The sequence below is a fragment of the Bacillus sp. ISL-41 genome (assembly GCF_018613235.1).
Lineage (GTDB): Bacteria > Bacillota > Bacilli > Bacillales > Cytobacillaceae > Mesobacillus.
In genome coordinates this window covers 1-26812 of sequence record NZ_JAGGQP010000016.1, presented here as the reverse complement: position 1 = coordinate 26812, position 26812 = coordinate 1, and the positions used below count along the sequence as shown (strand labels likewise).

25 protein-coding genes and 1 pseudogene are annotated in these 26812 nt (G+C 42.5%); 20 read left to right on the top strand and 6 right to left on the bottom strand.

What is annotated here, in order from left to right; translation table 11 throughout:
• The first annotated feature begins 150 nt into the window (after window positions 1–150).
• The 5 genes from J7I80_RS07090 (at window position 151) to J7I80_RS07070 (ending at window position 7948) form a co-directional block, all read left to right on the top strand.
• Complete coding sequence (locus tag J7I80_RS07090; protein ID WP_214737008.1) at window positions 151–1236, top strand: type III polyketide synthase; 1086 nt, start codon at window positions 151–153, stop codon at window positions 1234–1236.
• A gap of 1 nt (window position 1237) precedes the next feature.
• Complete coding sequence (locus tag J7I80_RS07085) at window positions 1238–1807, top strand: isoprenylcysteine carboxyl methyltransferase family protein (RefSeq protein ID WP_214737006.1); 570 nt, start codon at window positions 1238–1240, stop codon at window positions 1805–1807.
• A gap of 380 nt (window positions 1808–2187) precedes the next feature.
• A complete protein-coding gene (locus tag J7I80_RS07080; protein ID WP_214737004.1) occupies window positions 2188–5841 on the top strand; it encodes a dynamin family protein in 3654 nt (1217 codons plus the stop codon).
• A 196-nt stretch (window positions 5842–6037) separates the two neighbouring features.
• Window positions 6038–6883 carry a sulfurtransferase gene (locus tag J7I80_RS07075; protein WP_483297689.1) on the top strand — a complete coding sequence of 282 codons (846 nt, stop codon included), beginning with the start codon at window positions 6038–6040 and terminating at the stop codon, window positions 6881–6883.
• A gap of 201 nt (window positions 6884–7084) precedes the next feature.
• Complete coding sequence (locus tag J7I80_RS07070) at window positions 7085–7948, top strand: 5'-3' exonuclease (RefSeq protein ID WP_285289121.1); 864 nt, start codon at window positions 7085–7087, stop codon at window positions 7946–7948.
• A 59-nt stretch (window positions 7949–8007) separates the two neighbouring features.
• On the opposite strand, the gene sspL is transcribed toward J7I80_RS07070, so the two are convergent.
• The gene (sspL, locus tag J7I80_RS07065) at window positions 8008–8139 is read right to left on the bottom strand and encodes a small, acid-soluble spore protein L (protein ID WP_214736998.1); all 132 of its coding nucleotides are present in this window, start codon (window positions 8137–8139) and stop codon (window positions 8008–8010) included.
• Between the two features lie 157 nt (window positions 8140–8296).
• Here sspL and J7I80_RS07060 point away from each other — a divergent pair, with 157 nt between their 5' ends.
• Complete coding sequence (locus J7I80_RS07060; RefSeq protein ID WP_214736996.1) at window positions 8297–8758, top strand: divergent PAP2 family protein; 462 nt, start codon at window positions 8297–8299, stop codon at window positions 8756–8758.
• A gap of 65 nt (window positions 8759–8823) precedes the next feature.
• A complete protein-coding gene (locus J7I80_RS07055; protein WP_214736994.1) occupies window positions 8824–9093 on the top strand; it encodes a DUF6123 family protein in 270 nt (89 codons plus the stop codon).
• A gap of 79 nt (window positions 9094–9172) precedes the next feature.
• Here the strand turns inward: J7I80_RS07055 and J7I80_RS07050 are convergent, their stop codons facing one another.
• Together J7I80_RS07050 and J7I80_RS07045 are read right to left on the bottom strand one after the other, a co-directional pair.
• Window positions 9173–10111 carry a DMT family transporter gene (locus J7I80_RS07050; protein ID WP_214736992.1) on the bottom strand — a complete coding sequence of 313 codons (939 nt, stop codon included), beginning with the start codon at window positions 10109–10111 and terminating at the stop codon, window positions 9173–9175.
• Window position 10112: 1 nt separating this feature from the next.
• Entirely contained in the window at window positions 10113–10520 is a 408-nt protein-coding gene (locus tag J7I80_RS07045) for a reverse transcriptase-like protein (protein WP_214736990.1), read from the bottom strand.
• Between the two features lie 197 nt (window positions 10521–10717).
• On the opposite strand from J7I80_RS07045, the gene J7I80_RS07040 reads away from it, so the two are divergent.
• Both J7I80_RS07040 and J7I80_RS07035 read left to right on the top strand, forming a co-directional pair.
• The gene (locus J7I80_RS07040; RefSeq protein ID WP_214736988.1) at window positions 10718–11374 is read left to right on the top strand and encodes a reverse transcriptase-like protein; all 657 of its coding nucleotides are present in this window, start codon (window positions 10718–10720) and stop codon (window positions 11372–11374) included.
• Between the two features lie 24 nt (window positions 11375–11398).
• Window positions 11399–11572, top strand: a complete 174-nt coding sequence (locus J7I80_RS07035) for a zinc-finger domain-containing protein (RefSeq protein WP_214736987.1) — start codon at window positions 11399–11401, stop codon at window positions 11570–11572.
• A gap of 390 nt (window positions 11573–11962) precedes the next feature.
• On the opposite strand, the gene cspD is transcribed toward J7I80_RS07035, so the two are convergent.
• Entirely contained in the window at window positions 11963–12163 is a 201-nt protein-coding gene (gene cspD, locus J7I80_RS07030) for a cold-shock protein CspD (RefSeq protein WP_023627628.1), read from the bottom strand.
• 318 nt (window positions 12164–12481) lie between these two features.
• Between cspD and J7I80_RS07025 the strand changes: the two genes are divergently transcribed.
• The 4 genes from J7I80_RS07025 to mntR all read left to right on the top strand — a co-directional run bounded on the left by J7I80_RS07025 (window position 12482) and on the right by mntR (window position 16672).
• Complete coding sequence (locus J7I80_RS07025) at window positions 12482–13468, top strand: HD-GYP domain-containing protein (RefSeq protein ID WP_214736985.1); 987 nt, start codon at window positions 12482–12484, stop codon at window positions 13466–13468.
• A 60-nt stretch (window positions 13469–13528) separates the two neighbouring features.
• Entirely contained in the window at window positions 13529–13816 is a 288-nt protein-coding gene (locus J7I80_RS07020) for a hypothetical protein (protein ID WP_214736983.1), read from the top strand.
• A 185-nt stretch (window positions 13817–14001) separates the two neighbouring features.
• Entirely contained in the window at window positions 14002–16179 is a 2178-nt protein-coding gene (locus J7I80_RS07015; protein ID WP_214736981.1) for a DNA topoisomerase III, read from the top strand.
• A 70-nt stretch (window positions 16180–16249) separates the two neighbouring features.
• Entirely contained in the window at window positions 16250–16672 is a 423-nt protein-coding gene (gene mntR, locus J7I80_RS07010; protein ID WP_214736979.1) for a transcriptional regulator MntR, read from the top strand.
• A 424-nt stretch (window positions 16673–17096) separates the two neighbouring features.
• Here mntR and J7I80_RS07005 read toward each other — a convergent pair whose 3' ends face one another.
• Window positions 17097–17315 (bottom strand): DUF3892 domain-containing protein, encoded by a 219-nt coding sequence (locus J7I80_RS07005; protein WP_214736977.1) that lies wholly within the window; start codon window positions 17313–17315, stop codon window positions 17097–17099.
• Between the two features lie 122 nt (window positions 17316–17437).
• Between J7I80_RS07005 and J7I80_RS07000 the strand changes: the two genes are divergently transcribed.
• Complete coding sequence (locus tag J7I80_RS07000) at window positions 17438–18121, top strand: class I SAM-dependent methyltransferase (protein WP_214736975.1); 684 nt, start codon at window positions 17438–17440, stop codon at window positions 18119–18121.
• A 12-nt stretch (window positions 18122–18133) separates the two neighbouring features.
• Window positions 18134–18767 (top strand): annotated as a pseudogene (locus J7I80_RS06995) (AIM24 family protein).
• 60 nt (window positions 18768–18827) lie between these two features.
• Here J7I80_RS06995 and metA read toward each other — a convergent pair.
• Window positions 18828–19736 (bottom strand): homoserine O-acetyltransferase MetA, encoded by a 909-nt coding sequence (gene metA, locus J7I80_RS06990; protein WP_214736973.1) that lies wholly within the window; start codon window positions 19734–19736, stop codon window positions 18828–18830.
• Between the two features lie 366 nt (window positions 19737–20102).
• Here metA and J7I80_RS06985 point away from each other — a divergent pair, with 366 nt between their 5' ends.
• The 5 genes from J7I80_RS06985 to J7I80_RS06965 all read left to right on the top strand — a co-directional run bounded on the left by J7I80_RS06985 (window position 20103) and on the right by J7I80_RS06965 (window position 26378).
• On the top strand, window positions 20103–21791 hold the full coding sequence (locus J7I80_RS06985) for a formate--tetrahydrofolate ligase (protein WP_214736971.1): 1689 nt from the start codon (window positions 20103–20105) through the stop codon (window positions 21789–21791).
• A 152-nt stretch (window positions 21792–21943) separates the two neighbouring features.
• Complete coding sequence (locus J7I80_RS06980) at window positions 21944–22474, top strand: hypothetical protein (protein ID WP_214736969.1); 531 nt, start codon at window positions 21944–21946, stop codon at window positions 22472–22474.
• A gap of 227 nt (window positions 22475–22701) precedes the next feature.
• Window positions 22702–23550 (top strand): DegV family protein, encoded by an 849-nt coding sequence (locus J7I80_RS06975; protein WP_214736967.1) that lies wholly within the window; start codon window positions 22702–22704, stop codon window positions 23548–23550.
• Between the two features lie 303 nt (window positions 23551–23853).
• Window positions 23854–24498, top strand: a complete 645-nt coding sequence (locus tag J7I80_RS06970) for an HD domain-containing protein (protein WP_214736965.1) — start codon at window positions 23854–23856, stop codon at window positions 24496–24498.
• Complete coding sequence (locus J7I80_RS06965) at window positions 24495–26378, top strand: ABC-F family ATP-binding cassette domain-containing protein (protein ID WP_214736963.1); 1884 nt, start codon at window positions 24495–24497, stop codon at window positions 26376–26378. The genes J7I80_RS06970 and J7I80_RS06965 overlap by 4 nt, the downstream gene beginning before the upstream one ends.
• Window positions 26379–26812: the final 434 nt, after the last annotated feature.

The window sequence follows — 26812 nt, the reverse complement described above, 5'->3', positions numbered from 1 at the left end:
TGAACTTGCACAGCAACTCCTTCAAAACGTTAGGCTTTCCCTTATTTGTGGGGAAAGCTTTTTTTCGTTTCAGTCCAAGTCTAGTTTGACTGTATACTCTCTGGGTAAATGGAAAAAGTAACCGTACATAGATGTGAGGAGAGTATAAACATGCCAAGAGTTATATCCATCGCAGAAGCTGTGCCGCCATTTTCAATAGAGCAGGAAAAGGTAATGGATTTTGCAGAAAAGCTATTCAAAGAATCCTTTAAAGATATAAATAGGCTGCTAACTGTATTTCAGAATGGCCAAATCGAGAAACGCCATTTTGCTAAAAATCTTGATTGGTTTGAAAGTGACCATACTTTTGAAGAGAAGAATAATGCCTATATTGAGGCAGCTGTGGAACTAGGAGCACAAGCAATCTCGAATTGCCTGAAAAGTGATGAGTTTTTAAAAAACCAAGTACAACTTGAAGAAATCGATGCTATTTTTACTATCAGCAGCACGGGTGTGTCGACCCCAAGCATTGATGCGAGAATAATGAATATCCTGCCATCATCTCAATATACTAAAAGGATCCCAATCTGGGGTCTTGGGTGTGCTGGTGGGGCAGCTGGACTGTCGCGAGCCTTTGAATATTGTCTGGCATACCCGGAGGCAAAGGTTCTGGTGCTGTCAATTGAATTATGCAGTTTAACCTTCCAGCGTAATGACCGTTCAAAAAGCAATCTGATTGGAACTTCACTGTTTGCGGATGGGGTTGCGTGCGCCCTGGTCTGTGGTGATGATTCCGGCTATGAGAATATCATGAAAAAAGATGCTGCACCTAATATTATCGGCACTCAGTCAACAACCATGCCTGACTCTGAGGATGTCATGGGCTGGGAAGTGAAAAATGAGGGACTTTATGTCGTGTTTTCCAAGGATATACCGACGATCATCGAAAACTGGCTTCAGCCTAATGTTTTAAGGTTTTTGAACAGCAATAACCTTGACGTTCCGAATCTCGATCACTTCATTGCGCACCCAGGAGGAAAGAAGGTCCTGGATGCCTATGTTTCTGCTCTCAAATTCCCTGAAGCAATGACCAGGACATCAATGGAGGTCTTAAAAGATTATGGGAATATGTCTTCAGCAACAATACTATATGTATTAAAAAGGTTCATGGAGACAGCGGAGGCAGGCGATCTTGGACTGGGGGCAGCCTTAGGACCCGGATTTAGCTCCGAATTGCTTTTGATGAGGTGGGAATAACATGGTGTTCCTCATATTTATCGGATTAATCATCTTTCAGAGGCTGACAGAACTAGTCATAGCCAGAAAAAATGAAGCCTGGATGAAAGCACAGGGAGCAATAGAGTTTGGGCAGGGGCACTATCCCGCAATGGTGTCAATCCATACAGCTTTTTTCATATTTTTTATCCTGGAAGTGATCTTCTTTGATAAAAACCTGTCAGGATATTGGCCGGCATTACTTGCTTTGTTTATTTTTACGCAGGTGATGAGAATTTGGTCACTCTCTTCATTGGGAAGGTTCTGGAATACAAAGATCATCATTCTTCCAGGAGCTAACGTCATCAAAAGAGGACCATATAAAATCATCAAGCATCCAAACTATTTAATTGTAGCAATAGAATTGATTGTTATTCCTTTAATGTTCAATGCCTATATCACAATGGCAGTCTTCACCTTGCTGAACATCCTGATTTTATCGATCAGGATTCCTGCAGAGGAGAAGGCATTGCGAGAGTTGACCATGTATGAATCTGAATTCTCGAATCAGGGTCGGTTCGTCCCGAATTTGTTAAATAAGTGTGACAATTAATCTGCTTCCATTGAAAATGATAATCAATAGTGCTACACTTTCCTTAAGATGAAAATTATTCTCAGTTAAAAAAGAACCTTAAGGATGGTGTCGTACCAATGGTTTCCATGTTAGTTGTTTCTACCATAGCAGCTTACTCCTTACTTATGAAATATGTATTGAGCAATGTACTAAAACCACATTAATAAACAGATTCTCAATTAGATGAAAGCCCGGACTAAGTTCGGGCTTTTTCTTTTTGTCCATTTGTCAGTGCTTTTCTAGGTTGATTAATTTATTTGTTTTACTTTTTACAAGAGGCGAAAATGTAATTATAGGAAAAGACCGAAAAATCATATAAAATAAAGTTATTCACAATTTTGTCACAAGGGGTTAGAGGAATGGGCCAGACTATTGCACAGCAAGATCATAAGCTTCTTGGAAAGATTTTATCTTTATATAATTTAATGAATTCAAATCACGATGACGATACAGCTGAAAAAGTAAAGGAATTGGGAAGGAAAGCAGTTGAGGAGGAATTTTCAATTGCTTTTTGCGGACACTTTTCTGCAGGGAAGTCGAGCATGATCAACAGGCTGATCGGCGACAATATCCTGCCCTCAAGCCCAATTCCGACCAGTGCGAACCTGGTACGGATTAAGTCAGGTACTGAATATGCAAAGGTCATCTTCAAAGACGGCGGCTCACGCTTATATCCGGCACCATATGATTATGAAACTGTCAAAACTTACTGCAAGGATGGCGAGCAAATCCAGGCTATCGAAATCAGCCATAATGGTGCGGAGTTTCTGGAACAGGCCGTCATCATGGACACACCTGGGATCGATTCCACTGATGATGCCCATCGGATTGCCACTGAATCGGCGCTCCATCTTTCAGATATCGTGTTTTATGTGATGGATTATAACCATGTCCAATCTGAACTGAATTTCCTTTTTACGAAGGAATTAACAGATGCAGGAAAAGAACTATATTTGATTATCAACCAGGTCGACAAGCACCAGGATGCAGAATTGTCTTTTGAGCAGTTCAAGACGAGTGTTGAAAATTCTTTTGCTGACTGGGGAGTAAAACATGCGGGGATTTTTTATACATCGCTGAAAGCCCCTGAATCGCCACATAATCAATTTCAGATACTCCTTTCGTTTATCATGGAGCGGAAGAGCAAGAGAAAAGAAATACTGCCAGTTTCGATTTTTAAGTCGATGGAAAAATTGACCGAGGATCATTTGGCGCATCTTCATCAGAATGTCTCTGAAGAAATCGATCAATTTGAAACAATCCTCGAAGGGCTTTCGGACAGTGAAAGGCAACAGCTGTCATATGAACTGGATAATTTAAGGATGAATATTGAAAAAATCCAGGGTGAACGGGATCCTGAACGTGAATTCCGGGATGGACTCAATGATATTCTAAAAAGCGCCTATCTAATGCCATTCCAGACAAGGGAGCTGGCGGAGGCTTATCTTCAGTCAAGGCAGCCAGACTTTAAAGTGGGTTTGCTATTTTCAAAACAAAAAACGGAACAGGAACGAACAGCAAGACTCGACAGTTTCTATCGAGACCTCGAGGATAAAGTTCAATCCCAGCTCGACTGGCATATCAAGAACTTTTTATCCGAGCTGTTCAAGAAACATAATCTTTCGCAGACCGAGCTGCAGACATCAGCCAATAGCTTTAAGATTGAGTTCCAAACCGAGCTGCTATCTGGAGCCGTCAAGTCTGGTGCAAGACTTTCAGGAGACTATGTTCTCAATTATACTAACGACGTGGCGGAAGCATTGAAGAATCTTGCAAGAAGAAAGCTGGAGCCCATCAAGGAAAAGTTCATCGGCTATGTAAAAGGTCAGGATGATGAGGAGATAAATGAAATTCTCAAGAAAGAAGAACAACTCGCGAAGCTTTTCTCAGCGTGGAAGGCATTGAATGTCATTCTGGAAAACCTGGCCGAGCAACGCAGGTTCGTATCAGAAATTCTGTATGGTCAACCGACAGAATATCAAGAGGAAGCGTATCTGATTTTTAAGGCTGCCGAAGACGAGCCAGAAGTGATCGTAACTGATGATATTGCCTCCTCAAACACTGCGAAGGAAGTGACCGATCCTTTAGTACAGGAAGCTCCTGTCGAGCAAGGCGGGATTGAGATTGCACAATTTCATGAGAAACAACAGAAGCTGGTAAGAAAAATGAATTTTACATCTGAACAGATCGAGAATATACCTGGCTTGAAAAAAATCGCCCGTGAATTAAAGGATAAAGCCTCAAGGTTAAAGGAAAGAGAATTTACTGTTGCCTTGTTCGGGGCATTCAGCGCTGGGAAGTCCTCTTTCGCAAATGCTCTGGTAGGGGAACGGATTTTGCCGGTATCACCAAATCCGACAACTGCTGCCATCAATAAAATTAAACCGGTGACAAATGAGAATCCTCACGGAACGGTCATTGTCAAAATAAAAAGTGCCAGTGAATTACTGAAAGAACTGGACCGCTCTCTGGGATTATTCGGCAAGAACACGACTGATTTCGAACGAGCGATCGATCAAATCAATAGTCTTAATTCCGAGGATAGCGGTTACAGTGCCGCAGAAAAAACGCATTACTCATTTCTCCAGGCTTTTGCCAAAGGATTCAGTGATTTTAAAAATAGTTTCGGCGAGAAGCTTTTTGTTGATCTTGAATCATTCCGAGGCTATGTTGCTGAAGAGGAAAAATCTTGTTTTGTTGAATGGATAGAGGTCTATTATGATTGCGAACTTACAAGAGAGGGGATCACTTTGGTTGATACGCCTGGTGCCGATTCAATCAATGCCCGCCATACAGGAGTTGCCTTCGATTATATCAAGAATTCGGATGCTATTTTATTCGTAACCTACTATAATCATGCCTTCTCAAAAGCGGATAGGGAGTTCCTGATCCAGCTGGGCAGGGTCAAGGATACCTTTGAGCTTGATAAAATGTTTTTCATTGTCAATGCCGTTGATTTGGCGAATTCGGAGGAAGAGCAGTCAGCCGTATTAGAATATGTGAAAGACCAGCTTGTCCAATATGGCATCAGGAAGCCTCATCTGTTCCCAGTTTCAAGTTTGAATGGCTTAAATGCTAAGTTGGATCAAGAGACTGGTGGAGACCAGCTTTTTAATCGATTTGAAAAGGCATTTTATTCATTCATTGCCAATGACCTTATGAATATGGCTGTTGAGTCTGCAGGGGCAAAATGGCGTCAGGCTGTCAATGTGATCGAGGAAATGATTAGGTCGGCAGAAGAAGACAAGGCTGCAAGGACTGATAGGCGGAGGAAGCTATTATCACAAAAAGAAGAAATGCTGAGCGTTTTATCCGAGAAGCAACCGGCAGTGCTTAAGGACCGCCTTGTCCAGGAAAGCGATGAATTGACATATTATATTCGCCAGCGTGTCTTCATCAGGTTTGGGGAATTCTTTAGGGAGGCCTTCAATCCAGCGCTTTTGAAGGACGATGGGCGCAATATGAAGAAGGCTCTTGAAACAGCGCTTGATGAATTGATTGAGAGCATTGGATATGACCTGGCTCAGGAAATGAGGGCCACCTCATTAAGGGCCGAGGCGTTTATTTTACGGATATTGAAAGAGTTCCAGGAAGCTTTGTCAGCCGAATTGCTGAAAATTAATTCTTCGGTTTCTATTTCTGCCACAGAAAATGGTCCATTAACCGGAGTAGACTTTGAAACAGCATACCAGGACATCGATCATGCGATATTCAAGAAGACGCTTGGAATGTTCAAGAATCCCAAATCCTTCTTTGAGAAAAATGAAAAGAAATTAATGGCAGATGAACTTGAAAAGCTTTTACACGGACCTGCAGAGGATTATCTTGAAAAAGAGAATGCAAGGCTGAAAGACCACTACCTTCCTGAATTAGATCGTGAGTTTGAGAAAGTCCAAAAGGATTTTTCAGAGCAGATCACCGAGTATTTCGAAGGAATCACCTCTGCCCTTGATGATAATTTCTCTATCGATACTGTGAAAGCTGCATTGATGAATATAAAAAACGATCAATAAAGGTTGTATGAGGGATGACCAGTAACCGATTTCATGCATGTGCTACTTGTGTTAATTTTCAGGCTGAAAAAATTGATGGGAAAATGAAATATCATTGCCTAAGGCTGGGCTATGAAACGAAAAGCCACTATCAATTCAACTGCTGGGATCCAAAGGAGCATGTAAAAAAATTGATGGTCCAAAAACAAACGAAGGAGTGAATGCCTTGAGAAATCATGTTGATTCAAAATGGCTTAATGATCGTCTGGGAGACAAGGATACAAGAGTCGTCGATTGCCGATTCAAGCTGGGGAATCCTGATGAGGGCAGGCTTCTATATGAACAAAGCCATATTCCAGGCGCTGTTTATTTCGACCTGGAAAAAGATCTTTCTGGTTCGGTCGGGGAGCATGGCGGCAGGCACCCTCTCCCTGAAACAAGTCAGTTTAAAGAGAAGCTTCAGAATGCTGGAATCGATAATGAAACAACAATCGTTGTCTACGACGGAAAGGAAGGAGCATTCGCATCAAGGATGTGGTGGCTTCTTCAATACGTTGGACATGAGAAAGTCTATATCCTGAACGGAGGCTTCGACGCGTGGAAGAAGGCAGGGTATCCGACTGAGGAATCCGTAACGCATTATCAAAAGACAAATTACACGATAAATGAAAATAACGATATGCTGGCTTCCTATGAAGAGGTGAAAGATATTGCACTTGAAGGGAATGGGAGTGCTGTCCTTGTTGATTCCCGGGAAAGCAGACGTTACCTTGGAATCGAGGAGCCAATTGACCGGATTCCCGGCCATATCCCGACAGCGATTAATAAACCTTGGATGGACGGCTTTGAAAATGGTTTTTTTAAGCCTCGGGACGAGCAGGAAAAGAGATTTAAAGACCTAGATTTTAGCGAGCCAATCATCGTTTATTGCGGCTCAGGTGTTACGGCAACGCCTAATTATATCGCCTTAAAAGAAGCTGGATTCAAGAATGTCAGACTCTATGCAGGAAGCTTCAGCGATTGGGTTTCTTATCATGAAAATCCCGTTTCCAAAAGTGAATGATGTTTTGGGGAAAAGTCGCTTTGACTCAGTCTGGTTAGATGATTGAAGAATGGTTATTTTCGGAATATACAAGGGAACACCTATAATTGTGTTATAATATCAAAGTTGACTTTCACATTAAGGCATCAAGCTTTTTAAATAAAGCAATGGCTCAAAATTCTCATTGGAGGTGCCAGCTTGGAAAATAATAAAACTTCGCTAATGCTGGTTGACGGGATGGCTTTGCTTTTCAGAGCATTCTATGCAACAGCTGTTTCCGGACAGTTCATGATAAATTCCAAAGGGGTCCCAACAAATGCGATCCACGGGTTCATAAAACACTTTGCGACTGCAGTTGCAAATTTCAAGCCTACCCATACTGCAGTATGCTGGGATATGGGCAGCAAAACCTTCCGTACAGAAATGTTCGACCATTATAAAGCAAATAGACCTGAGGCGCCTGTTGAGCTGCTGCCGCAGTTTGACCTTGTTAAAGAGGTAGTGGAAGCTCTGGATGTACCAAACATTGGTTTGAGAGGCTATGAAGCTGATGACTGTATAGGGACGATTGCCAGGACGGCTAAGGAAGTGGACTCCATTACGATTCTGACAGGTGATAAGGATATCCTACAGCTTATTGACGACCGGGTTTCTGTCATCCTGCTCCAGAAGGGCTACGGCAATTATCAAGTCCACGATCGCCATAGCCTTTTTGCAGAAAAAGGCATCTGGCCTGAACAGATGATTGATTTAAAAGCCTTCATGGGCGACCCAAGTGATAACTATCCTGGAGTCCGCGGGATTGGTGAAAAGACTGCTATTAAGCTGCTTCAGGAACATAGGGATGTTGAAGGTGTCATCGCGAACCTGCATCTACTGACAAAATCTCAGCGAGCTAAAATCGAAGCTGACCTTGATATGCTTCATTTAAGCAGACAGCTGGCTGAAATCAAATGTGATGTACCTGTTGAATGCAAGATCGACGACGCCAGGTTTAAAATTGACCGGGAAAAGCTTCTTTCCAAGTTCAATGAAGTTGAACTCAAAGGGCTGCACCGTCTGTTCGAATACGAAATGCACGCTTAATGGGAACGGCTGGTAATATACCAGCCGTTTTTTTATGGTTTAGCGTTCAGCAAACTTCGTTATTTTGTATTCTTTTTCTTAGCGGCATTTTCCAGCTTTGACTTTGGTTCTTCAGCCAATTCAGCATCTTGTCCATAGCCTTGTGGATTTACCCCGGGTGCCTTTGTCCCTCTGTTTCCCTTTTTGCTCATATTCAGCAATCCCTCCAGAAAAATTTTTGTTTAAAAATGTTCAGAAATGAGAATTAACCTTTATAGGTTGTCTGCTTATTACAGCTTAATCCTTATTATGAACGGGCAAGAATAAAAGCAATCATTTTTCTTCAAAATAACATGGAGGTGACGGAAGATGAATAAAGGTGCAGTTATTGCAATTTCAAGTATTGGCCTTGCTCAGGCTTTAAAAATACCGTTTCATTATGCTAAGACACAGGAATGGAAACCAGATTTATTTTTGGCCAGCGGCGGAATGCCAAGCTCCCATTCAGCTGGTGTCTCATCTTTAACAACATATGTTGCTCTTACTAAAGGTGTACGTTCGGTTGATTTTGCATTGTCACTCGTGTATGGCATTATTGTCATGTATGATGCCCAGGGGATAAGGAGACAAACAGGAGAACTGACTTTAAAAGTTAATGATCTTGATGAATTAATGGATAAGATTCATGAGGATGACCCTGTAGAGTTTGAAGAAAAGTCTCCAGATCCATTGAAAGAAATGCTGGGCCACCAGCCAAAAGAGGTACTTGGCGGAGCCTTTATTGGCATGGCGATGGGATTTGCTGGATATCTTTTAACAAAAAAACGGTAGAAAAAGCTCGAATATTGCGGTAAAATTTTACTAGAAACGGCTTGAAGAGAGGATTGATTCAGTCAGTGCGGACAGTTGAAGATTACCTGCTTCATTTGAAAAGCAAAGGGTTCCAGTTGCGTGAGGACGCCATCGGCTTTATTTATTTCGGTCAACAGTATACAAATTCTACCGATGAACTCACAAATACAGCCATTGAAATCACACTAAAAGCCCAAAAAGGATTTGATGGAAGCTTTTATATTTCGCTCTTGGAAACCTTTGCTTCTAATAAAATTCATTCCCGCAAAGAAGCGTTGCAGTACGTTAAAAAAATCGAGCTTTTGGCCGTATGACAAAAAGCGGAAGCGCCGGGTCAGCCCCGACAAGCGCTGAAGCTGAACTAGAATATAAAGAGAGGCTGGTTCCAAAGCGCTATGCTTTGAAATCAGCCTCTTTTTTAGGGATTATTTTACGAATGAAACTTTCGAATTTGCCAGACGGCAATTCCGCGAAAACCATACCGGCAAAAATTAATACACAGCCGGCAAGGGCAATATAGGTTAGGCGCTCATCTGCCCAGAAGTAAGCCGTAATTGCTGCAAAAACTGGTTCCATTGCAAAAATCAAGGCAACTCGAGTGGCCGTTGTGTGTTTCTGGAAATTCGTCTGGATAAAAAACGCCAGAGCAGTCGCCAGTATGGATGTAACCAGCAGGGCGATCAGGACATTCGCTGAAAAGATGACCTCAGGGTTGAATGCTCTTTTCCAATCCTCAAAAAGGATAGCTGATATTGCTGACAGAGCCCCTACAGTTGCGATTTGGACCATCGTCAAAAGGAGTGTCGGATAACTGCTGCTGAACTTTCCTGTGAAAACGATGTGCAGTGCGAATCCTGCGGCACATATTAGGACAAAGCCGTCACCAATATTCAGGCTGGATACATCCGACATTGTTAAGAGATAAAGGCCAGCAGTTGCTGCAGAGACCCCTGCGATCGAGTTCAAGCTCGGCCGCTGTTTCAGGATTCCAAGCATTAACAGTGGTACCAGGACCACACTCAATCCAGTTATAAAGCCAGCCTTGGATGAAGTCGTATACAGCAATCCTAATGTCTGGAATGCATAGCCGATGAAAAGCCAGAATCCCAGCATGATCCCGGATAATATCAATTTCTTATCCAGCTTTTTTAGCTGGTCTTTTTCAAAAACCATAAGCCAAAGTCCTAACAAGATTGCTGCCAGGGTAAATCGGACTGCATTGAAGGATTGTGGCTCGAGAAAAGATATTGCATTTTGTACAAGCACAAATGTTGCTCCCCAGATGAGGGCTACGAAAAGCAAGCTTAAATCCGCGAAAGTTGATGCTTTCATATTATTCTTCGGTTCCTTTCATGTTGTTCTCCCTTACAGCCTTTCTTGCCAGGTCGTCCGCTGTTTTATTTTCACTCGATGGAATCCATTTCATGAAGAACAAATCAAATTGCCCGGCAAGCATTAATGCTTTTTCTAGCAGGGGGGAATAAAGCTTGTTTTTCACGAACTCCTTTTCCACTGCTGCATTTACGAGCTGCGAATCGGTCCTGAATGATACAACACTGAAACCTTTTTCAAGACAGATTTCCAATGCTTTTATAAATGCATGATATTCAGCTTCATGGTTAGACATGACCCCAAGAGGGATGGAGTATCTGAAAACTTCTCCTTCTCCTTTTATAAAAATGCCAGCACCGCTTGGTCCAGGGTTGCCAGCACTTGCGCCATCAATATAAACTTCGAACAACAAAGATCACTCCCGGTTTGTTTGTACAGATAATAGTTAGTGTATCATAAGAGGAGCGATAATTTATAAAATATACTACCACCAATAAAGTTTCATCGTCCCTTTTTCATTGTAACGTGTTCAGAAAATGGGTAAGATAACTAAAAATAACCCATTTGGCGGAGCGAAAAAACAGATTAGAAAGCGGGGGAGAATTCATGAAATATAAATTGGAATGGGAATATAAAGTAAAAGGAATAGATCGAATCCTGTTCAGCTCAGATTTTCTTGATGGTGAGCATGCACTTCAGGCCGGTGAAGAGTTAGAGAAATCAGGTAAAGCTGGAGAAATATCTTTTATAGATGAAATCGGTACTTCGTGGACGATAAAGGAGATGCGCAAGCTTCTTGAAGAAGTAGAAGAAGAACCTCATGACCTTACAGTTTACTTTGACGGTGGATTTGATAATTTTAATCATAAGGCAGGACTTGGAACCATAATCTACTTCAAGCAGGGAAAGAAGAAGTACAGATTGCGTGCCAATGAGGTCTTCGATGAGCTTGAAACGAATAACGAAGCAGAATACGCTGCTCTTTATTTTGCCCTCACCATCCTTGAGGAAATGGGTGTAAGGAACATGACCTGTGACATTAAAGGGGATTCGCAAGTGGTACTCAAGCAGCTTGAGGGTGAGTGGCCATGCTATGAAGAAACCCTGAACCGCTGGCTCGACAGGATTGAGAATAAGATCAAGGAACTGGGATTGTATCCGAAATACAATCCTGTAGGCAGGAAGGAAAATAAAGAGGCTGACAAACTGGCGACACAGGCATTGCAAGGTAAAATGATCAATAGCAAAATGCAAATATTATAACGAGGAGAGAAAGGCGGGAATAGATTGACGCGTAATGAAGTCCTTGCCGAGGTGGAAACATTGCTCAATACATTCTGCAATGGATGCTTCCTGAAAAAGCATCACCGGCAAGAAAACGGAAAAAGATATGCCCACCGGTTCTGCATTAACGAATGCACCGTTGGGGAAAAAATAAAAAAATGCGGACAAAGACTTTAGTTTCGATTTCATGGTAGATCTTTTAAGGACATTTTAAAGGAAATGAGTGGCCGAAATGTCCAAGAAAGATAATTTTATGGACATTTCAACGGAGGAGTGAAGTCAAAATGTCTAAGAAAGTGGTTTTAATGGACATTTCAGCGGATGAGTGAAGTCAAAATGTCTAAGAAAGTGATTTTTATGGACATTTCAGCGGATGAGTGAAGTCAAAATGTCTAAGAAAAAGCGTTTAATGGACATTTCATTGGAAGTTCGAGGTCAAAATGTCTAAGAAAGTGATTTTTATGGACATTTCATTGGAAGTTCGAAGTCAAAATGTCCATAAAACGCTCAGAACAATCAACCAATCAAAAAAGGCTGGCGTCAGGCGCCAGCCTTCAACTTTTTGAATTATAGTTTTACTACGTTAGCAGCTTGTGGTCCGCGATTTCCTTCAACGATTTCGAAAGAAACTTCCTGACCCTCTTCTAGTGACTTATAACCATCGCCCTGGATTGCTGAGAAGTGGACGAATACATCGTCTCCGCCTTCTACTTCGATGAAACCGAAACCTTTTTCATTGTTGAACCATTTTACTTTACCGTTTTGCATGTTAAACTTTCCTCCCATGTCTTTCGCGGCACAAATGTGTGCCAAGTTGAATATTATCATCTAATGGATACACCTGCAGTTTTGCCATGGCAATTATAATCTATTAAATGATGTCTTAAATATACAATATTGGGAAGGATTCAGTCAAGAATGTAAGCGTCATACAAACTAAATAATCTTAAAATTTAGTCAATTTAAAATAAAATGAAATTATCTCCTCTTTAGTTCCTATTTCCGGAAATATTTGTTATTATTTTCTTAATCAGAGAGCAATCATTTTAAACTACAAGTCTATTATAAGCTAAGAGGAGGGTATCAATGAAGAAGACCACTCCATCCGCGTTCACGTCCTTAACTGATCATCAAATTGATGCATTATTGGATACAATCAGGAATGGCAATGCCATTCAGGACCGCACACCACAGATCGCAGTAAATAAAAAGCTTGATGATATATCAAAGAAAATCGATGAGGCTTCCAGGCAAATGGAAGAGATATTCGATATTGTTGCAAAGACAGGAGTTGTCCCTGTTGGTGAAATCAAGAATGACATCCTTCCTGTAATCAGGCAGGCGGCTGAAATTCCCCATATCTACCATCTCTTCTATGAGCTGAAGGCGCAGGATGAGTATACCTACAGGCACACAGTCTGTGTTGGCATCATCTCCACATTGATAGGGAAATGGATGAATCTGGGCCAATCGGAGTTGAATGATCTCACTTTGGGAGCGACACTCCATGATATAGGGAAAGCTCGTATCCCTGCCAACATCCTGAACAAGCCAGGAAGGCTGACGCAGGAAGAATACATTGAAATGAAACGCCATACAGCTTATGGCTACCGGATGTTAAAGGACATTCCAGAACTAAATGAAAGAGTTGCGCTGATTGCTCTTCAGCACCATGAGCGTGAGGATGGTGGAGGCTATCCGTTCAGCCTGAGCAGCGAAAAGATAGACGAGCTTGCGAAAATCGTTGCCATTGCAGACGTATACCATGCCATGTCATCCTCAAGGGTCTATCACCAGGCAGAGCCTTTCCATATTGTTATTTCCCAGATGCAAAACGATGTATTCGGAAAATTCAATCCGAAAATCATGCTCGTTTTCCTGTACAGAATCATGGACAGCCTTGTAGGAAGGCGTATCCTCCTTAGCGACGGCGAAGAGGGGACAATCTTGATGGTTGACCAATTCGAGCCGTTAAGAGCATTGATTAAAACCGGGGATACACTTGTTGATTTGCGGCTGAATCGCGGGTTAAGGATCTCTCGAGTGCTTAATGATTCAATTGTAGGGGTATAATCTGCTGACGCCGTTCATATCTTTTAATAGTCAATGATGATGAATTAAAAGGGTGAGGGCATGTACCGCTTTTCGATAGGTGATGAGGATTGGATTATCATTTTTTCTCCGCATCTTTCACTTGAGCAAACAGAAAAGGAAGAAATTATCCGTTCCATTGCCATCATGGGTCCCCAGTGGGCGGGGTTCAGCCATGGGGAATCCTTTGTGATTTTCCAGCAGCTGGTCGGGGCAATCGTGGTGCGGATCGAAAAAGTTCCTTCGCTGATTTTAACCGTCTCGGCAGTCGTTAACAGGAATCGATGGTACATTAATGACAACAACATAGTCGAGCCATTTGAGGAATAATAAATCTTTTAGGCAGCTGATCATTTCAGCTGCCTGTTATTTTTTTAAGGGTTAGGGTACACAGCCAATGCAGGAAGGCGGGGAAAGCAGCAATAAAAGTCCTTTACGCTTTTGTCGAAAAAAAGATAAAATAGAGTTCGAAGATTAAACAGCACGTTCATATAAAAGTTTTTCAGGAGGAAATTATGAAATTGATTGTTGCGGAAAAGCCTGACCAGGGCAGAACGCTGGCCTCCGTATTCAAAATGAAAAAAAGGGATGGATTCATCGAGATACTCCCCAATGAAATATTCCCTAAAGGTGCTTACGTTTCATGGGCAATCGGCCATTTAACGGAATTGTCTGCACCCGAGCAATATAGTCCAGCCTGGAAAAAATGGTCGCTGGATACACTGCCGATCATTCCGGAAAATTTCAAGTACGAAGTCGTCAAATCGAAAGCAAAGCAATTCCAGATCATAAAAAAGCTTGCCACCGATCCGCAGGTCACTGAAATCATCCATGCAGGCGATGCCGGGCGCGAAGGTGAACTGATCATCAGGAACATCCTTCGCCTTGCCAACTGCATGAAGCCAATGAAAAGATTGTGGATTTCCTCGCTGACTCCGAAAGCGATAAAGGAAGGCTTTCAAAACCTTTTGAAAGAATCAGATACAAAGAATCTATATTTTGAAGCATACACTCGTGCTTGTGCTGACTGGGTTGTAGGCATGAACGCATCGAGGCTGTACACTCTTCTTCTTCAAAAGAAAGGCTATTCAGACGTGTTCTCTGTCGGCAGGGTACAGACTCCTACGCTTGCTTTAATTGTAAAAAGAGAGCTTGAAATCGAAAATTTCGTATCGGAACCATTTTGGGAAGTACTCGCAAAATTCAATATCAATGGCAAGAAGTACAGCGGAAAATGGGAAAAAGACGGTGATTCACGGATTAAAACGAAAGAAATGGCCGAGAAAATTGCTGCTTTTTGCGATGGGAAGACTGCGGAAGCAGCAGAGGTTGCCTCTGAGAAAAAAGAATTCCTGCCGCCGCTTTTTTTTAATCTTTCTGCAATTCAGGCGGAAGCAAATCGCCGTTTTAAAATGTCGCCAAAAAAGACTCTGGACATTTTACAAGGATTATATCAAAGGGGAATCGTATCCTATCCGCGATCTGATTCCAGATATGTAACCCCAGGAGAAGCAGAAGGCTTTTCTGCCATTTTGAATAAACTGCAGGCTAATCATGAGTATCAGCAGCTTTTTCCATTACCAAATTCATCGATAAAAAATAATAAACGCTACGTGAATGAAAAAAAAGTCACAGATCACTACGCAATCATCCCGACTGAACAAGTTCCAAACCTAAGCAGGCTGTCCGGGGATGAGCTGAAATTATATGATTTGCTGGCAAGGACACTGATTGCAGCCCATTATGGTCCATACATCGCGGAATATACAACCATCAAGACGGTCGTGGAGGGACGAGCTGAGTTTATTTCCAAGGGAAAAGTCCAGCTGGATGAAGGCTGGAAAAAAGTTCTTCCGCAAAAAGACTCAGACAAAGAGCCAGAGCTGCCTGCTGTCCAGCAAGGAGAAACTGGAACGGTCATGAAAGCAGAGGTAAAGGAAAGCAAAACACAGCCGCCAAAAAGGCTGACTGAAGGCCAGTTGATTACCTTAATGAAAACTGCAGGAAAGCATATTGAGGACAAGGAACTTGAAAAGGTTTTGATGAAAGCTGAAGGCCTTGGAACTGAAGCGACGAGAGCAGGCATCATTACCATGCTTAAAGACAGAGCATATATTGAAGTCCGCAAAAACCTCGTATATGCAACTGCAAAAGCAAAAATACTCGTCGCGGCCGTTGGTGGACAAGTCCTTGCATCACCGGAAATGACAGCGAAATGGGAGCAGAGGCTGCATCAAATAGGGCAGGGAGAGGCTTCGCCCAAGCAGTTCATTGAGCAGACATCAAAAATGATTAAACATCTTGTTTCTGAAACCTCCGAAGGCTCCTCAGGCTGGACTTTTTCCGAGGAACTTACAAACGCCTTTGTGCCGGGGAAAAAGGGCGGGCGATCCCGCCGAACTACTAACCTGGGGAAATGTAAAATATGCGATGGCATGGTTGTGGACAAAGGGACGTTCTACGGCTGTTCAAACTACCAGAAAACTAAATGCAATTTCACTCTCTCCAAACAAATCCTTGGAAAGACAGTAACACAGAAAAATATCAAGAAGCTGTTGGCAGAAGGAAGTACAGACGTGATTGAAGGCTTCCAGAGTAAGGATAAAACCTTCAACGCGAAGCTATATTGGGATGGAGAGGAAAATAAACTCAAATTCGATATAGCTGCACAGCCGGTCAAGCAAGGGGGATAGCGCCTTGTCACCCTTGTTCTTCTATAGTAAACTTTAATATGGCTATTGCTTAAGCATTGGAGGTCATGGGATGCCAACACCTAGTATGGAAGATTATATTGAACAAATTTTTATATTAATAGAACAAAAAGGATATGCCCGGGTAGTGGATATCGCAGAGGCATTATCGGTCCATCCCTCCTCAGTGACAAAAATGGTCCAGAAGCTTGATAAAGACCAGTTCGTGGTTTACGAGAAATATCGAGGTCTTGTGCTGACTCCAAAAGGATATAAAACCGGCAAAAGGCTGGTCGACCGTCATGAACTACTTGAGCAATTGCTGAAGGTGATTGGCGTAAAGGAAGAAAATATATATAATGATGTAGAAGGTATTGAACATCATTTAAGCTGGGATGCAATCGACAGGATTGGAGACCTTGTCCAGTTCTTTGAAGAAGATAAATCTCGTCTCCAGGAATTAAGAGCAATTCAAAAACAAAATGATGAAGAATAAAACAAACACCTGACCATTAATTCAGGTGTTCAGACTGTAGACAAGCTCACTGAAACGGAGCTTGTCTACTTTTTTGTGAGTGGTTAATTTCGGAAGTGGTAAATGCTATATCATCAATGAAATGTACCCTTCTGGAAGGTGACTCCCTGCATATGGTTACGATAAAAGCCGAATCGTGCCCTTATAGAAGGTGAACCCCCTGCATAAGGTTACGATAAAAGCCAAATCGTGCCCTTATGGAAGACAAACTCCCTGCATAAGGTTACGATAAAAGCCGAATCGTGCCCTTATAGAAGGTGAACCCCCTGCATAAGGTTAGGATTAAAGCAGCCTACTCCTTCTTACATAAATTTATAGGTTTACTTCCGTCCTTTTCTATATATACAAACCACCTGACAATGCTGTCAGGTGGTTTATTCGTTTTTTAATAAATATCGGGAAATTGTTCAAAGCCTGTTCCATCAGCTGAGGCTAAGGAATTATTTCCATCTGCACCCTCATTGATATTTACGCCTGTAATTGTTCCTGTATTAACTTCCATCAGTGCCTTACGGTAAGAAATGATCCTTCCGCTCGATGTCTGGAAACTGATGATTTCACCAGCGTTATTTTTATGTATGGCAACCAATTGTTCTTGTTCCAATATAATCTCTCCTTTCACACCTCCTAGTCTTGCACTTTTTCTGTAAAATTAAACTTAAGAGGAATTCCCTTTTTCGTAGCGAAATAACTATTATAGTAATTAGAAACTAGGCAGGTGAGCTTATGGATACATTTGACTGGAAAATGGAATCTGAAAAACAGTGGGACAGTATGGCCCCCTCGTGGAATTCCAGGAGCAGGGGGATGTGGGAATCTGGAAGCCGAAAGGATATCGTGCCATTCATCAAGCAATTTGTTCCGGAGGGTTCCCTTATTTGTGATTTAGGCTGCGCGGATGGAACAGGTTCGGAAAAGTTGGCGGAAGCAGGATATCTGGTAACTGGAATCGATCTTTCCGAGGAGATGCTTGAAAGAGCCAGGCTGAATCCAAGGAATGAGCACTGTTTTTTCAACAAGGTAAGTCTATCGGATTGCGGAAGTCCTGATAACTATTTCGACGCGGTCATGGCAATTAATTCAATAGAATGGACGAACCATCCCAATGAAGCTTTAAGTGAAATGGCTCGCATCCTCAAACCGAATGGATATGCCTGCATAGGCATACTCGGTCCAACTGCAGGCCCAAGGACAAAGAGCTTCAGAAGATTGTATGGAGAAGAGGTAATCTGCAACACAATCATGCCATGGGAACTAGAGAGGCTCGCTATGGAAAATGGCTGGAGAAAAGCGGGTGAGTTCGGAGTTTTTAAAAAAGCAGCAGAGCAGGTGCCGCATGGTTCATTGCCAGCAGAACTGCAGCAAGCACTATCATTTATGTGGGTTTTCATGTTCCAGGTTTTAAAATAAGGAGGCATTATAATGAGTCGGTATTCAATTGAAGAGTTTGTGAACAGAAATCAATTTGAATGGCCAGGTATGGTCGAAAGCAGGAGCGATGGTTTCCTATCGCGGCCAGATCAAGTTTGAGCGCGAGGGAGTGCTTGAACATGGGATCGGCAAGATGTTTAAAAAGGCGTTAACGGGTGAAGGTGCTTCACTAATGAAGGCAAATGGAAATGGAAAGCTTTATCTTGCTGATCAGGGAAAGAAAATATCAATCTTGCATTTGCAAAACGAAGCCATTTTCGTAAACGGCAATGACCTGTTGGCATTCGAGCCTTCCATTAGCTGGGATATCAAGTTGATGCGCCGGGTCGCCGGAATGCTGTCCGGCGGATTGTTCAATGTCCGCCTCGAGGGTACGGGCATGGTAGCGATCACATCCCATTATGAACCGCTGACCCTGCTTGTCAGCCCGGATAATCCGGTTTATACAGACCCGAACGCAACAGTAGCCTGGTCTGGAAATCTCCAGCCGGAATTCGTAACAGATATTTCGTTCAAAACGTTCCTTGGCCGTGGAAGCGGCGAATCCATTCAGATGAAATTCAGTGGAGAAGGCTTCGTTGTCGTCCAGCCTTTTGAAGAAGTTTATTACGCTCCGCAAAGTTAATAGAAGAGCCGGAAATAGATCCGAAATGAAGAAAGGCATCGACTCCGTCGATGCCTTTTCTTAATCCCATTCATATGGTGTAGCCTGGTATACATAATAGTTCAGCCAATTGGAGAAGAACAAATGGGCATGTGACCTCCAGCGGTTGACCGGTTTGTTTTCAGGATTATCATTAGGGAAATAATTCTCAGGCACTTCGATTTCAATCCCTTTTTCCTTATCTCTTAAGTATTCTTCTGCGAGTGTTGCAGCTTCGTATTCAAGGTGGCCGGTAATCATGATTTTCCTGCTGTCTCTGCTGGAAATAATCAGAGCGCCGGCTTCTTCTGATGAAGCCAGCAGCTTCAAATCAGGATGATCTTGCAATGACTCTTCAGGGATATCCGTATTTCTCGAATGCGGAGCAATAAATTCATCGTCGAATCCTCTTAAGATTTTTTCGGTATGGTCAAGAACTCTATGGTTGAACACGCCTGAGCACTTTCTCTGCAGGGCATACTTTTTGATGCCAAAATGATGGTATAAAGCAGCCTGTGCTCCCCAGCATATATGCAATGTGGAAGTGACGTTCTGCTCTGTCCAGTTGAGGATGTCCTTCAGTTCGTCCCAGTAATGTACTTCCTCAAATTCCATCAACTCGATTGGTGCACCGGTGATGATCATGCCGTCATATTTCTTTTCTTTTACTTCGGTAAAGGTTTGGTAAAACTCTTCCAGATGGTATTGTGATGTATTTTTTGAATCGTATGTAGCGGTTTTTAAAAATGTTATGTTCACCTGGAGTGGTGTATTTCCAAGCAGTCTCAGCAGCTGTCTCTCTGTTTTTTCTTTTTCGGGCATGAGATTCAGGATCAATATATTCAACGGCCGGATATCCTGTTTTGCAGCTCGGCTGTCGTCCATGATAAATATATTTTCTTTTTCCAGTATTTCTTTCGCTGGCAAGTGCAGCGGGATTTTTATTGGCAAAGTATAACCTCCCCTTTGGTAAATGCTGTTTTTCGCAATCCTTGTTGCTAATCGTACATGTTCTAATAACCGTATTAGTAAAGGTATCGAGGCTCTTTTCATGGAGACTTCTGTATAATGATTGCATCTATACTCGCAAAAAACCCATGTGGCGGTTTTTACTTTTGTTTGAAAAAGTAACAAAGTTTTTGAAAAGAGCCTTAGTAAACTAAAATCAATAATTTTTATTATAGTCTGAATTCTTTCGTGGAGCAATTGGCTAAAGAGGAAATTTTATGACAAATAAATATTTTTTGTCTGATAGTATTTCTCTGATGGTAAAATATAAGTTGGTAAGCATATAGAGAATATCTGGGGGGAATGGAAATGGGAACAAATATTCAAGTTAAGTCAGATATTGAAATTGCTCGTGATAGTAAAATGAAACCAATTGTTGATATTGCAGCGAACATTGGCCTGGACGCCGATGATATTGAGCTGTTCGGAAAGTATAAGGCGAAGCTTTCGTCAGAAGCTTTGGCTAAATTAAAAACAAAAGAAAGCGGCAAGGTCGTACTTGTTACTGCGATCAATCCTACTCCTGCAGGGGAAGGGAAATCAACTGTTACAGTCGGACTTGCAGATGCGTTGAACAAGCTTGGTAAAAAAACAATGATTGCTATGCGTGAGCCTTCTTTAGGACCTACTATGGGAATCAAAGGCGGTGCAACAGGCGGAGGTTTCGCACAGGTGCTTCCGATGGAGGATATCAATCTTCACTTCACGGGTGACCTGCATGCGATTACAACAGCGAATAATGCGCTGGCTGCATTGATTGATAACCATATGCAGCAGGAAAACAACCTTAATATTGATCAGCGCAGGATAGTTTGGAAGCGGGCTCTCGACTTGAATGATCGTGCATTGAGGAAGGTTATCGTCGGACTTGGCGGGCCAATGCAGGGAGTTCCTCGTGAAGACGGCTTCGATATTACGGTTGCTTCTGAAATCATGGCTGTCCTTTGCCTTGCAAGTGACCTGAAGGATTTGAAACTGCGTCTTTCAAAAATGGTTGTTGCTTATAATTATGACAAGCAGCCTGTCACTGTGGGTGATCTAGGAGTAGAAGGGGCTTTGACGCTTTTATTGAAGGAAGCAGTCAAGCCAAATCTTGTCCAGACGATTGAACATACTCCGGCATTGATCCATGGTGGTCCATTTGCGAATATCGCACACGGGTGCAATAGTGTCATCGCCACCGAGGCTGCATCCAAGCTTGCTGATTTCGTCGTTACGGAAGCAGGGTTCGGTGCCGATCTTGGAGCAGAGAAATTCTTGAATATTAAAGCAAGAACAGCAGGAATTGATCCGTCAGCTGTTGTTATTGTAGCGACTATACGCGCACTGAAGATGCATGGCGGAATGAAGAAAACGGAATTGGTCAGAGAAGACGTGAAAGCATTAAGGGATGGATTCACGAACCTTAAAAAGCATATTGAGACGATTTCAAGCTTTGGTTTGCCATATGTTGTTGCAATCAATCGATTCATTACAGATACAGAACTAGAAACAAATACATTGAGAGAGCTGTGCGAGAATGCTGGGATCCCGGTTGCCTTGACGGAAGTTTGGGAAAAGGGCGGCGCCGGCGGAGTGGAGCTTGCGGAGAAGCTTCTTGATGTAATTGAAAAAAGTGAAAACACATTTGCCCACCTTTATGACTTGTCCGATTCACTCGAGGATAAAATCAATACGATTGCCCGTCAGGTTTATGGTGCGGATGGAGTCGAATTTTCGCCGAAAGCCAAGAAGCAGCTTGTTGACTTTGAAGGTTTTGGCTGGGGTGTGCTGCCAATCTGTATGGCCAAAACACAATATTCATTGTCTGATGATCCGCAAAAACTTGGAAGGCCAACAGGCTTCATTATTACAGTCAGGGAACTTAAGCCGTCAGTAGGTGCGGGATTTATCGTCGCATTGACTGGCGAAGTCATGACAATGCCTGGCTTGCCGAAGCTTCCGGCAGCATTGAATATGGATGTCGATGAAGAGGGCAACGCTGTTGGATTGTTCTAAGTAAAATAAAACATTTTGGTCAGTCCTGGCAGGCATAGTGTCGACGTGTGATTGTTATTTCTATCTAGCGTCTGACATAGTGCTTTACATTGGACTGACCATTTTTCATTTGGTAAAGGGCAGAATTATGACTGGTAAAAGGAGTGGAAGCTTTGTTTGATCCGACAGCTTTTGAAAACATCAAAGTCGTCATTGAAGGCGATATATATGACAGGGATTTGAGCGGGGAAATTATTGTCATTGACCGCAATGACTGGATCAATGCCGCCAAGTTGTCGCGTAAATACGAAATTTCATTCGCAAAAAAAGGATATGAACAGGGGCTCTTGTCGGCAAACATGACCATCGAGGCCGGGTTGGAGAACCTCTCTGCTGAACTATTGCAAAACGAGAATGCCAAACAGCTTGCAGGTTGTATAGTAGGTATTTCATTCAAGCTTTTACATAGAAACGAAATGAATGTTTTTAATGAAGTTCAGAAAGCACTGGTGGGGATTTGGGGAAGGGACCGGGCGATTGTGCAGACCGCCATGATCGACCCTTTGGAAAAGAAATCACTCATACAAAGTCAGGTGAAGGTTTCCTTTAATCGCCTTGTTTTCGAAGAACAGATCGACGACTTGTCAGAAATGGTCGATTATATGATAACTTCACTGGAAAAATTAAAAAAAATTATTGATTGAATAATAATTCCTGTCTTTAAGGCAGGAATTTCTGTATTGTTTTCAGAATAATCTATTAACAAAGGGGTTCTCTATAATTCTGCTATTGGTGGAAGCACCCATTGTTAGGACAAGCATATCAGCCCTTTTAAGGTTAGGATTCTCTGTACGATTGATACAGGGGAATGGGTTGGCATCTGCAAACCATAATACTATTAAAATGAAAAAATGAAATAGGGGGAGTTTATTTGAAAAAAATCGCCTGGGTTACTGACAGTACAGCCTACCTGGATGAGGAGTTGAAAAATCATCCTGATGTATATCAAGTACCGATGACTATTGTATTGGATGATGTTGAGTACCTTGATGGAAAAGATCTGACTGCAGAAGAACTATATAAAAAATTAAAGACCGTGAAAACGGCGCCGAAAACCTCGCAGCCGCCTGTTGGTGTCTTTATGGAACTATATGAGAAGCTTGAGAAAGACTATGATCTCGTCTTTTCTGTCCTGATCTCATCCAAGCTGAGCGGGACAGTCGCCTCAAGTTTACAGGCTGCCCAAGCCGTCAATATTCCTGTCATAACCTTTGATTCTAAAGTTCTCACATATCCATTAACATCCCAATTGAAAAAAGGAATTGCGTTGGCTGAACAGGGGGCAACAATCGAGGAAATCAAAGAGAAGCTGGAAACCATTCGGGAGTCCAATGAAACCTATGTGATGATAGGAAGCCTGGAACAGCTTCACCGAAGCGGCCGTATGTCGGGGATGCAATTCTATCTTGGAAGCATGCTGAATATCAAACCAATCATCAGTATTGAAGATGGCGCATTGAATACCAAGGAAAAGGTCCGCAGCGATAAAAAGGCACGCGAGAAAATATTTGATTATTTGACCCAGTCTAACGAGAAATACGGAATTAAGGAAGTGTACATTCTCTATGGCCTTCATAAGGAGGTTGCTGATGAATGGCAACGAGAGCTGGAGGCAATATTTCCTGAGATCACTTTCCTCAGCTGTCCGATTGGAGCCGTGATCGGCGTCCATGCAGGTGAACATACAATCGGAATCAGCTGGAATAACGCAGATGCATAAGTGCCAAATTGGCACTTTTTTTTTTACTTAAACAACTACTCCGATGCAATCAAAACAGGGTAGGAAGGCTCTATCGGACAAATGGATGGAGGAAATCATGAAAAGTGTCCGATAGGCAGGCTCTATCTGACAAACATAGGCGGAAACGGGAAGATATCCTATAAATGTTTCTAAAGGTCAACGGGGGACAATAAAAGGACTAACATTCCAACCAAGAAAGATTTGTCGAATTCCCAATTAACCCAGCCGCCATAAACCAATTTCTATGGTAAAATGAGTTCGGTAGGAAAGTAGGTGCAGGATATGAGAGATAAATTAGCAATGGCAGTGGAGTTTGTCAAAGCTGAACTTGGCAAGGATTCTTCCGGGCATGATTGGCACCATATTGACAGGGTCAGGAAGAATGCCCGACTTATATGGAGCAAAGAACAGCAGGGTGACTGGTTCATCATAGAAATGGCCGCCTTGCTCCACGACATTCCAGATGATAAATTGAATGAATCAGAAGAAGCCGGATGGATGAAACTTGATTCATTTTTACAAAGCATACAATTAGATAGTGAAACCTCATCAAGAATAAAGAGTTGTATTGAAACAGTTTCCTATAAAGGCGGCAGGGTGATCGAGCTTAATAGTATTGAAGCGAAGATTGTCCAGGATGCCGACCGCCTTGATGCCCTTGGTGCGATCGGGATTGCAAGGACATTTGCCTTTGGCGGTAAAAAAGGCCACCCGATCTACGAGCCTGACCTGGATGTCAGGGGGGAAATGACGTTTGAGGAATACAGGAATGGCGACAGTTCTTCGGTCAATCACTTTTATGAGAAGCTTTTGAAACTTAAGGATAAAATGAATACTGAGCAAGCGAGACTTCTAGCTGAGGAACGACATGGATTCATGGAGACTTTCCTTGATCAATTTTACAGTGAATGGAATGGTAAGGCATGAAAATGATCACGATTGAAAACGTGACGAAAACATACGGAGAAAAAGAGCTTTTCAATGGGATTTCTTTTACGATCGGCGAGCGTGAAAGAGTAGGCCTGATTGGGGTAAATGGAACAGGAAAGTCTTCTTTACTCCGGATTGTGGCTGGGATTGATCAGCCGGATTCTGGAGATTTAATCTTTGCAAAAGACTATAAAATCTCATTTTTATCCCAACAGCCTGAAATGGAACCTGATAAAACAGTACTTGATCAGGTTTTCAGCGGGGAGGCGCCAATCCTGAAGCTAATGAGGGATTATGAGATTATTCTATCTGAATTAAACAGAAAACCTGATGATTCAGGACTTCAGGAAAGATTTTATGAGTTGCAGCGGAGAATGGATAGTTCAGATGGCTGGGATGCCAATACTGCCGCAAAATCCATTCTCATGCAGCTTGGGATTTCTGACTTCTCCAAAAAAATGGGGGAGCTATCCGGTGGGCAAAAGAAGCGTGTCGCACTCGCTCAGGTGTTGATTGAAGCTCCCGACTTATTGATCTTGGATGAGCCGACAAACCATCTTGATTATGAGACGGTAAAATGGCTTGAAGACTATCTCTCCAGATATTCAGGATCGCTTCTGCTCGTCACCCATGATCGCTATTTCCTTGATAGAGTCACGAATAGGATTTTTGAACTTGACGGAGGGAATCTGTACAGCTATAAAGGCAACTATGCCAGCTTCCTCGAAGCCAAGGCGATCCGCGAGGAAAACGAAGCGGCAACACTTGAAAAGAAGAAGAACTTATTCAGACAGGAACTCGAGTGGATCAGGCGCGGAGCTAAGGCAAGGACGACTAAACAGAAGGCCCGCATTCAGCGCTTTGACAAACTGGATGATGAAGTTTCTAATGTTAAGTCTTCAGAGAAACTCGATATCTCTTTAAGTGGCAGCAGGCTGGGGAAACAAGTGCTTGAACTGAAGGATGCAACCAAAAAATATGAAGATAAAGTAATACTCGACCACTTTAATCTGCTTGTGAAACCTGGAGACAGACTGGGAATCATCGGCCGAAACGGAACAGGCAAATCAACTTTGCTGAATATCCTCGCAGGCAGGATCAAGCTTGATGATGGTGAAATCATTACCGGACAAACCGTTAAGATCGCTTACTATACTCAAGAAAACGAAGATATGGACGAAAATAAGCGGGTAATAGAATACCTGAAAGAGACGGCGGAAATAGTCCAAACGACTGATGGCAAGACAATTTCCGCTGCACAAATGCTAGAGAGATTCCTGTTCCCGCCTTATGCACATGGAACTCCTATCAGAAAGCTTTCCGGTGGCGAAAAACGCAGACTTTACCTGTTAAAACTGTTAATGGAAGAACCAAATGTCCTGCTGCTGGATGAGCCGACGAATGATTTGGACACACAGACATTGACTGTACTGGAAGATTATCTGGAAGAATTCCCGGGTGTCGTCATTACCGTTTCCCATGATCGTTACTTCCTTGATAAGGTCGTAGATTTGCTGCTTGTACTGGAAGGAAACGGACAGACAGACCTTCATTACGGCAACTACTCCGAATACCTTGAAAAGAAGCCGAAACCAGAAGCTGCTCCTATGGTACCGAAGAAGGAAAAAGTAGAGCAGACAGAAAAGCCAAAGAAAAAGAAACTATCCTTCAAAGAGCAAAAAGAATGGGCAGAAATTGAAGATAAGATTACTGGTACAGAAACACGCCTTGAAGAGATCCAGGCCGAAATGGCCAATATCGGAAGCGATTTTGAAAAGGGCCAGGCACTGGTAAACGAAGAGAAAGAATTGAATGAGCAATTAGAGTATCTAATTGAGAGATGGAGCTATTTATCCGAGCTCGCAGAAAACGAATAAGGCCTGGGAAACCAGGTCTTATTTTTTCTGTCTTATACTTCTTTGAAGTCATAGCAACTTCAGACAGGTTCAACGGGTAAAGCGGGAAAGTTGTCAAAAGACAGAGCAACTTCAGACAGGTTCAGCGGGAAAAGCGGAAAAGTTGTCAAAAGACAGAGCAACTTCAGACAGGTTCAGGGGGAAAAGCGGAAAAGCTGTCAAAAGTCATAGCAACTTCAGACAGGTTCAGGGGGAAAAGCGGAAAAGCTGTCAAAAGTCAGAGTAACTTCAGACAGGTTCAGGGGGGAAAGTAGAAAAGCTGTCAAAAGTCGGAGCAACTTAAGACAGGTTCAGGGGGAAAAGCGATAAGGCTGTGACAAGGCAGAGAAACTTTATACAGGTGCAGGGGGGTTCTCGGTAAAGAAGACCAAATTCAGAGGAACTTCAGACGGTAT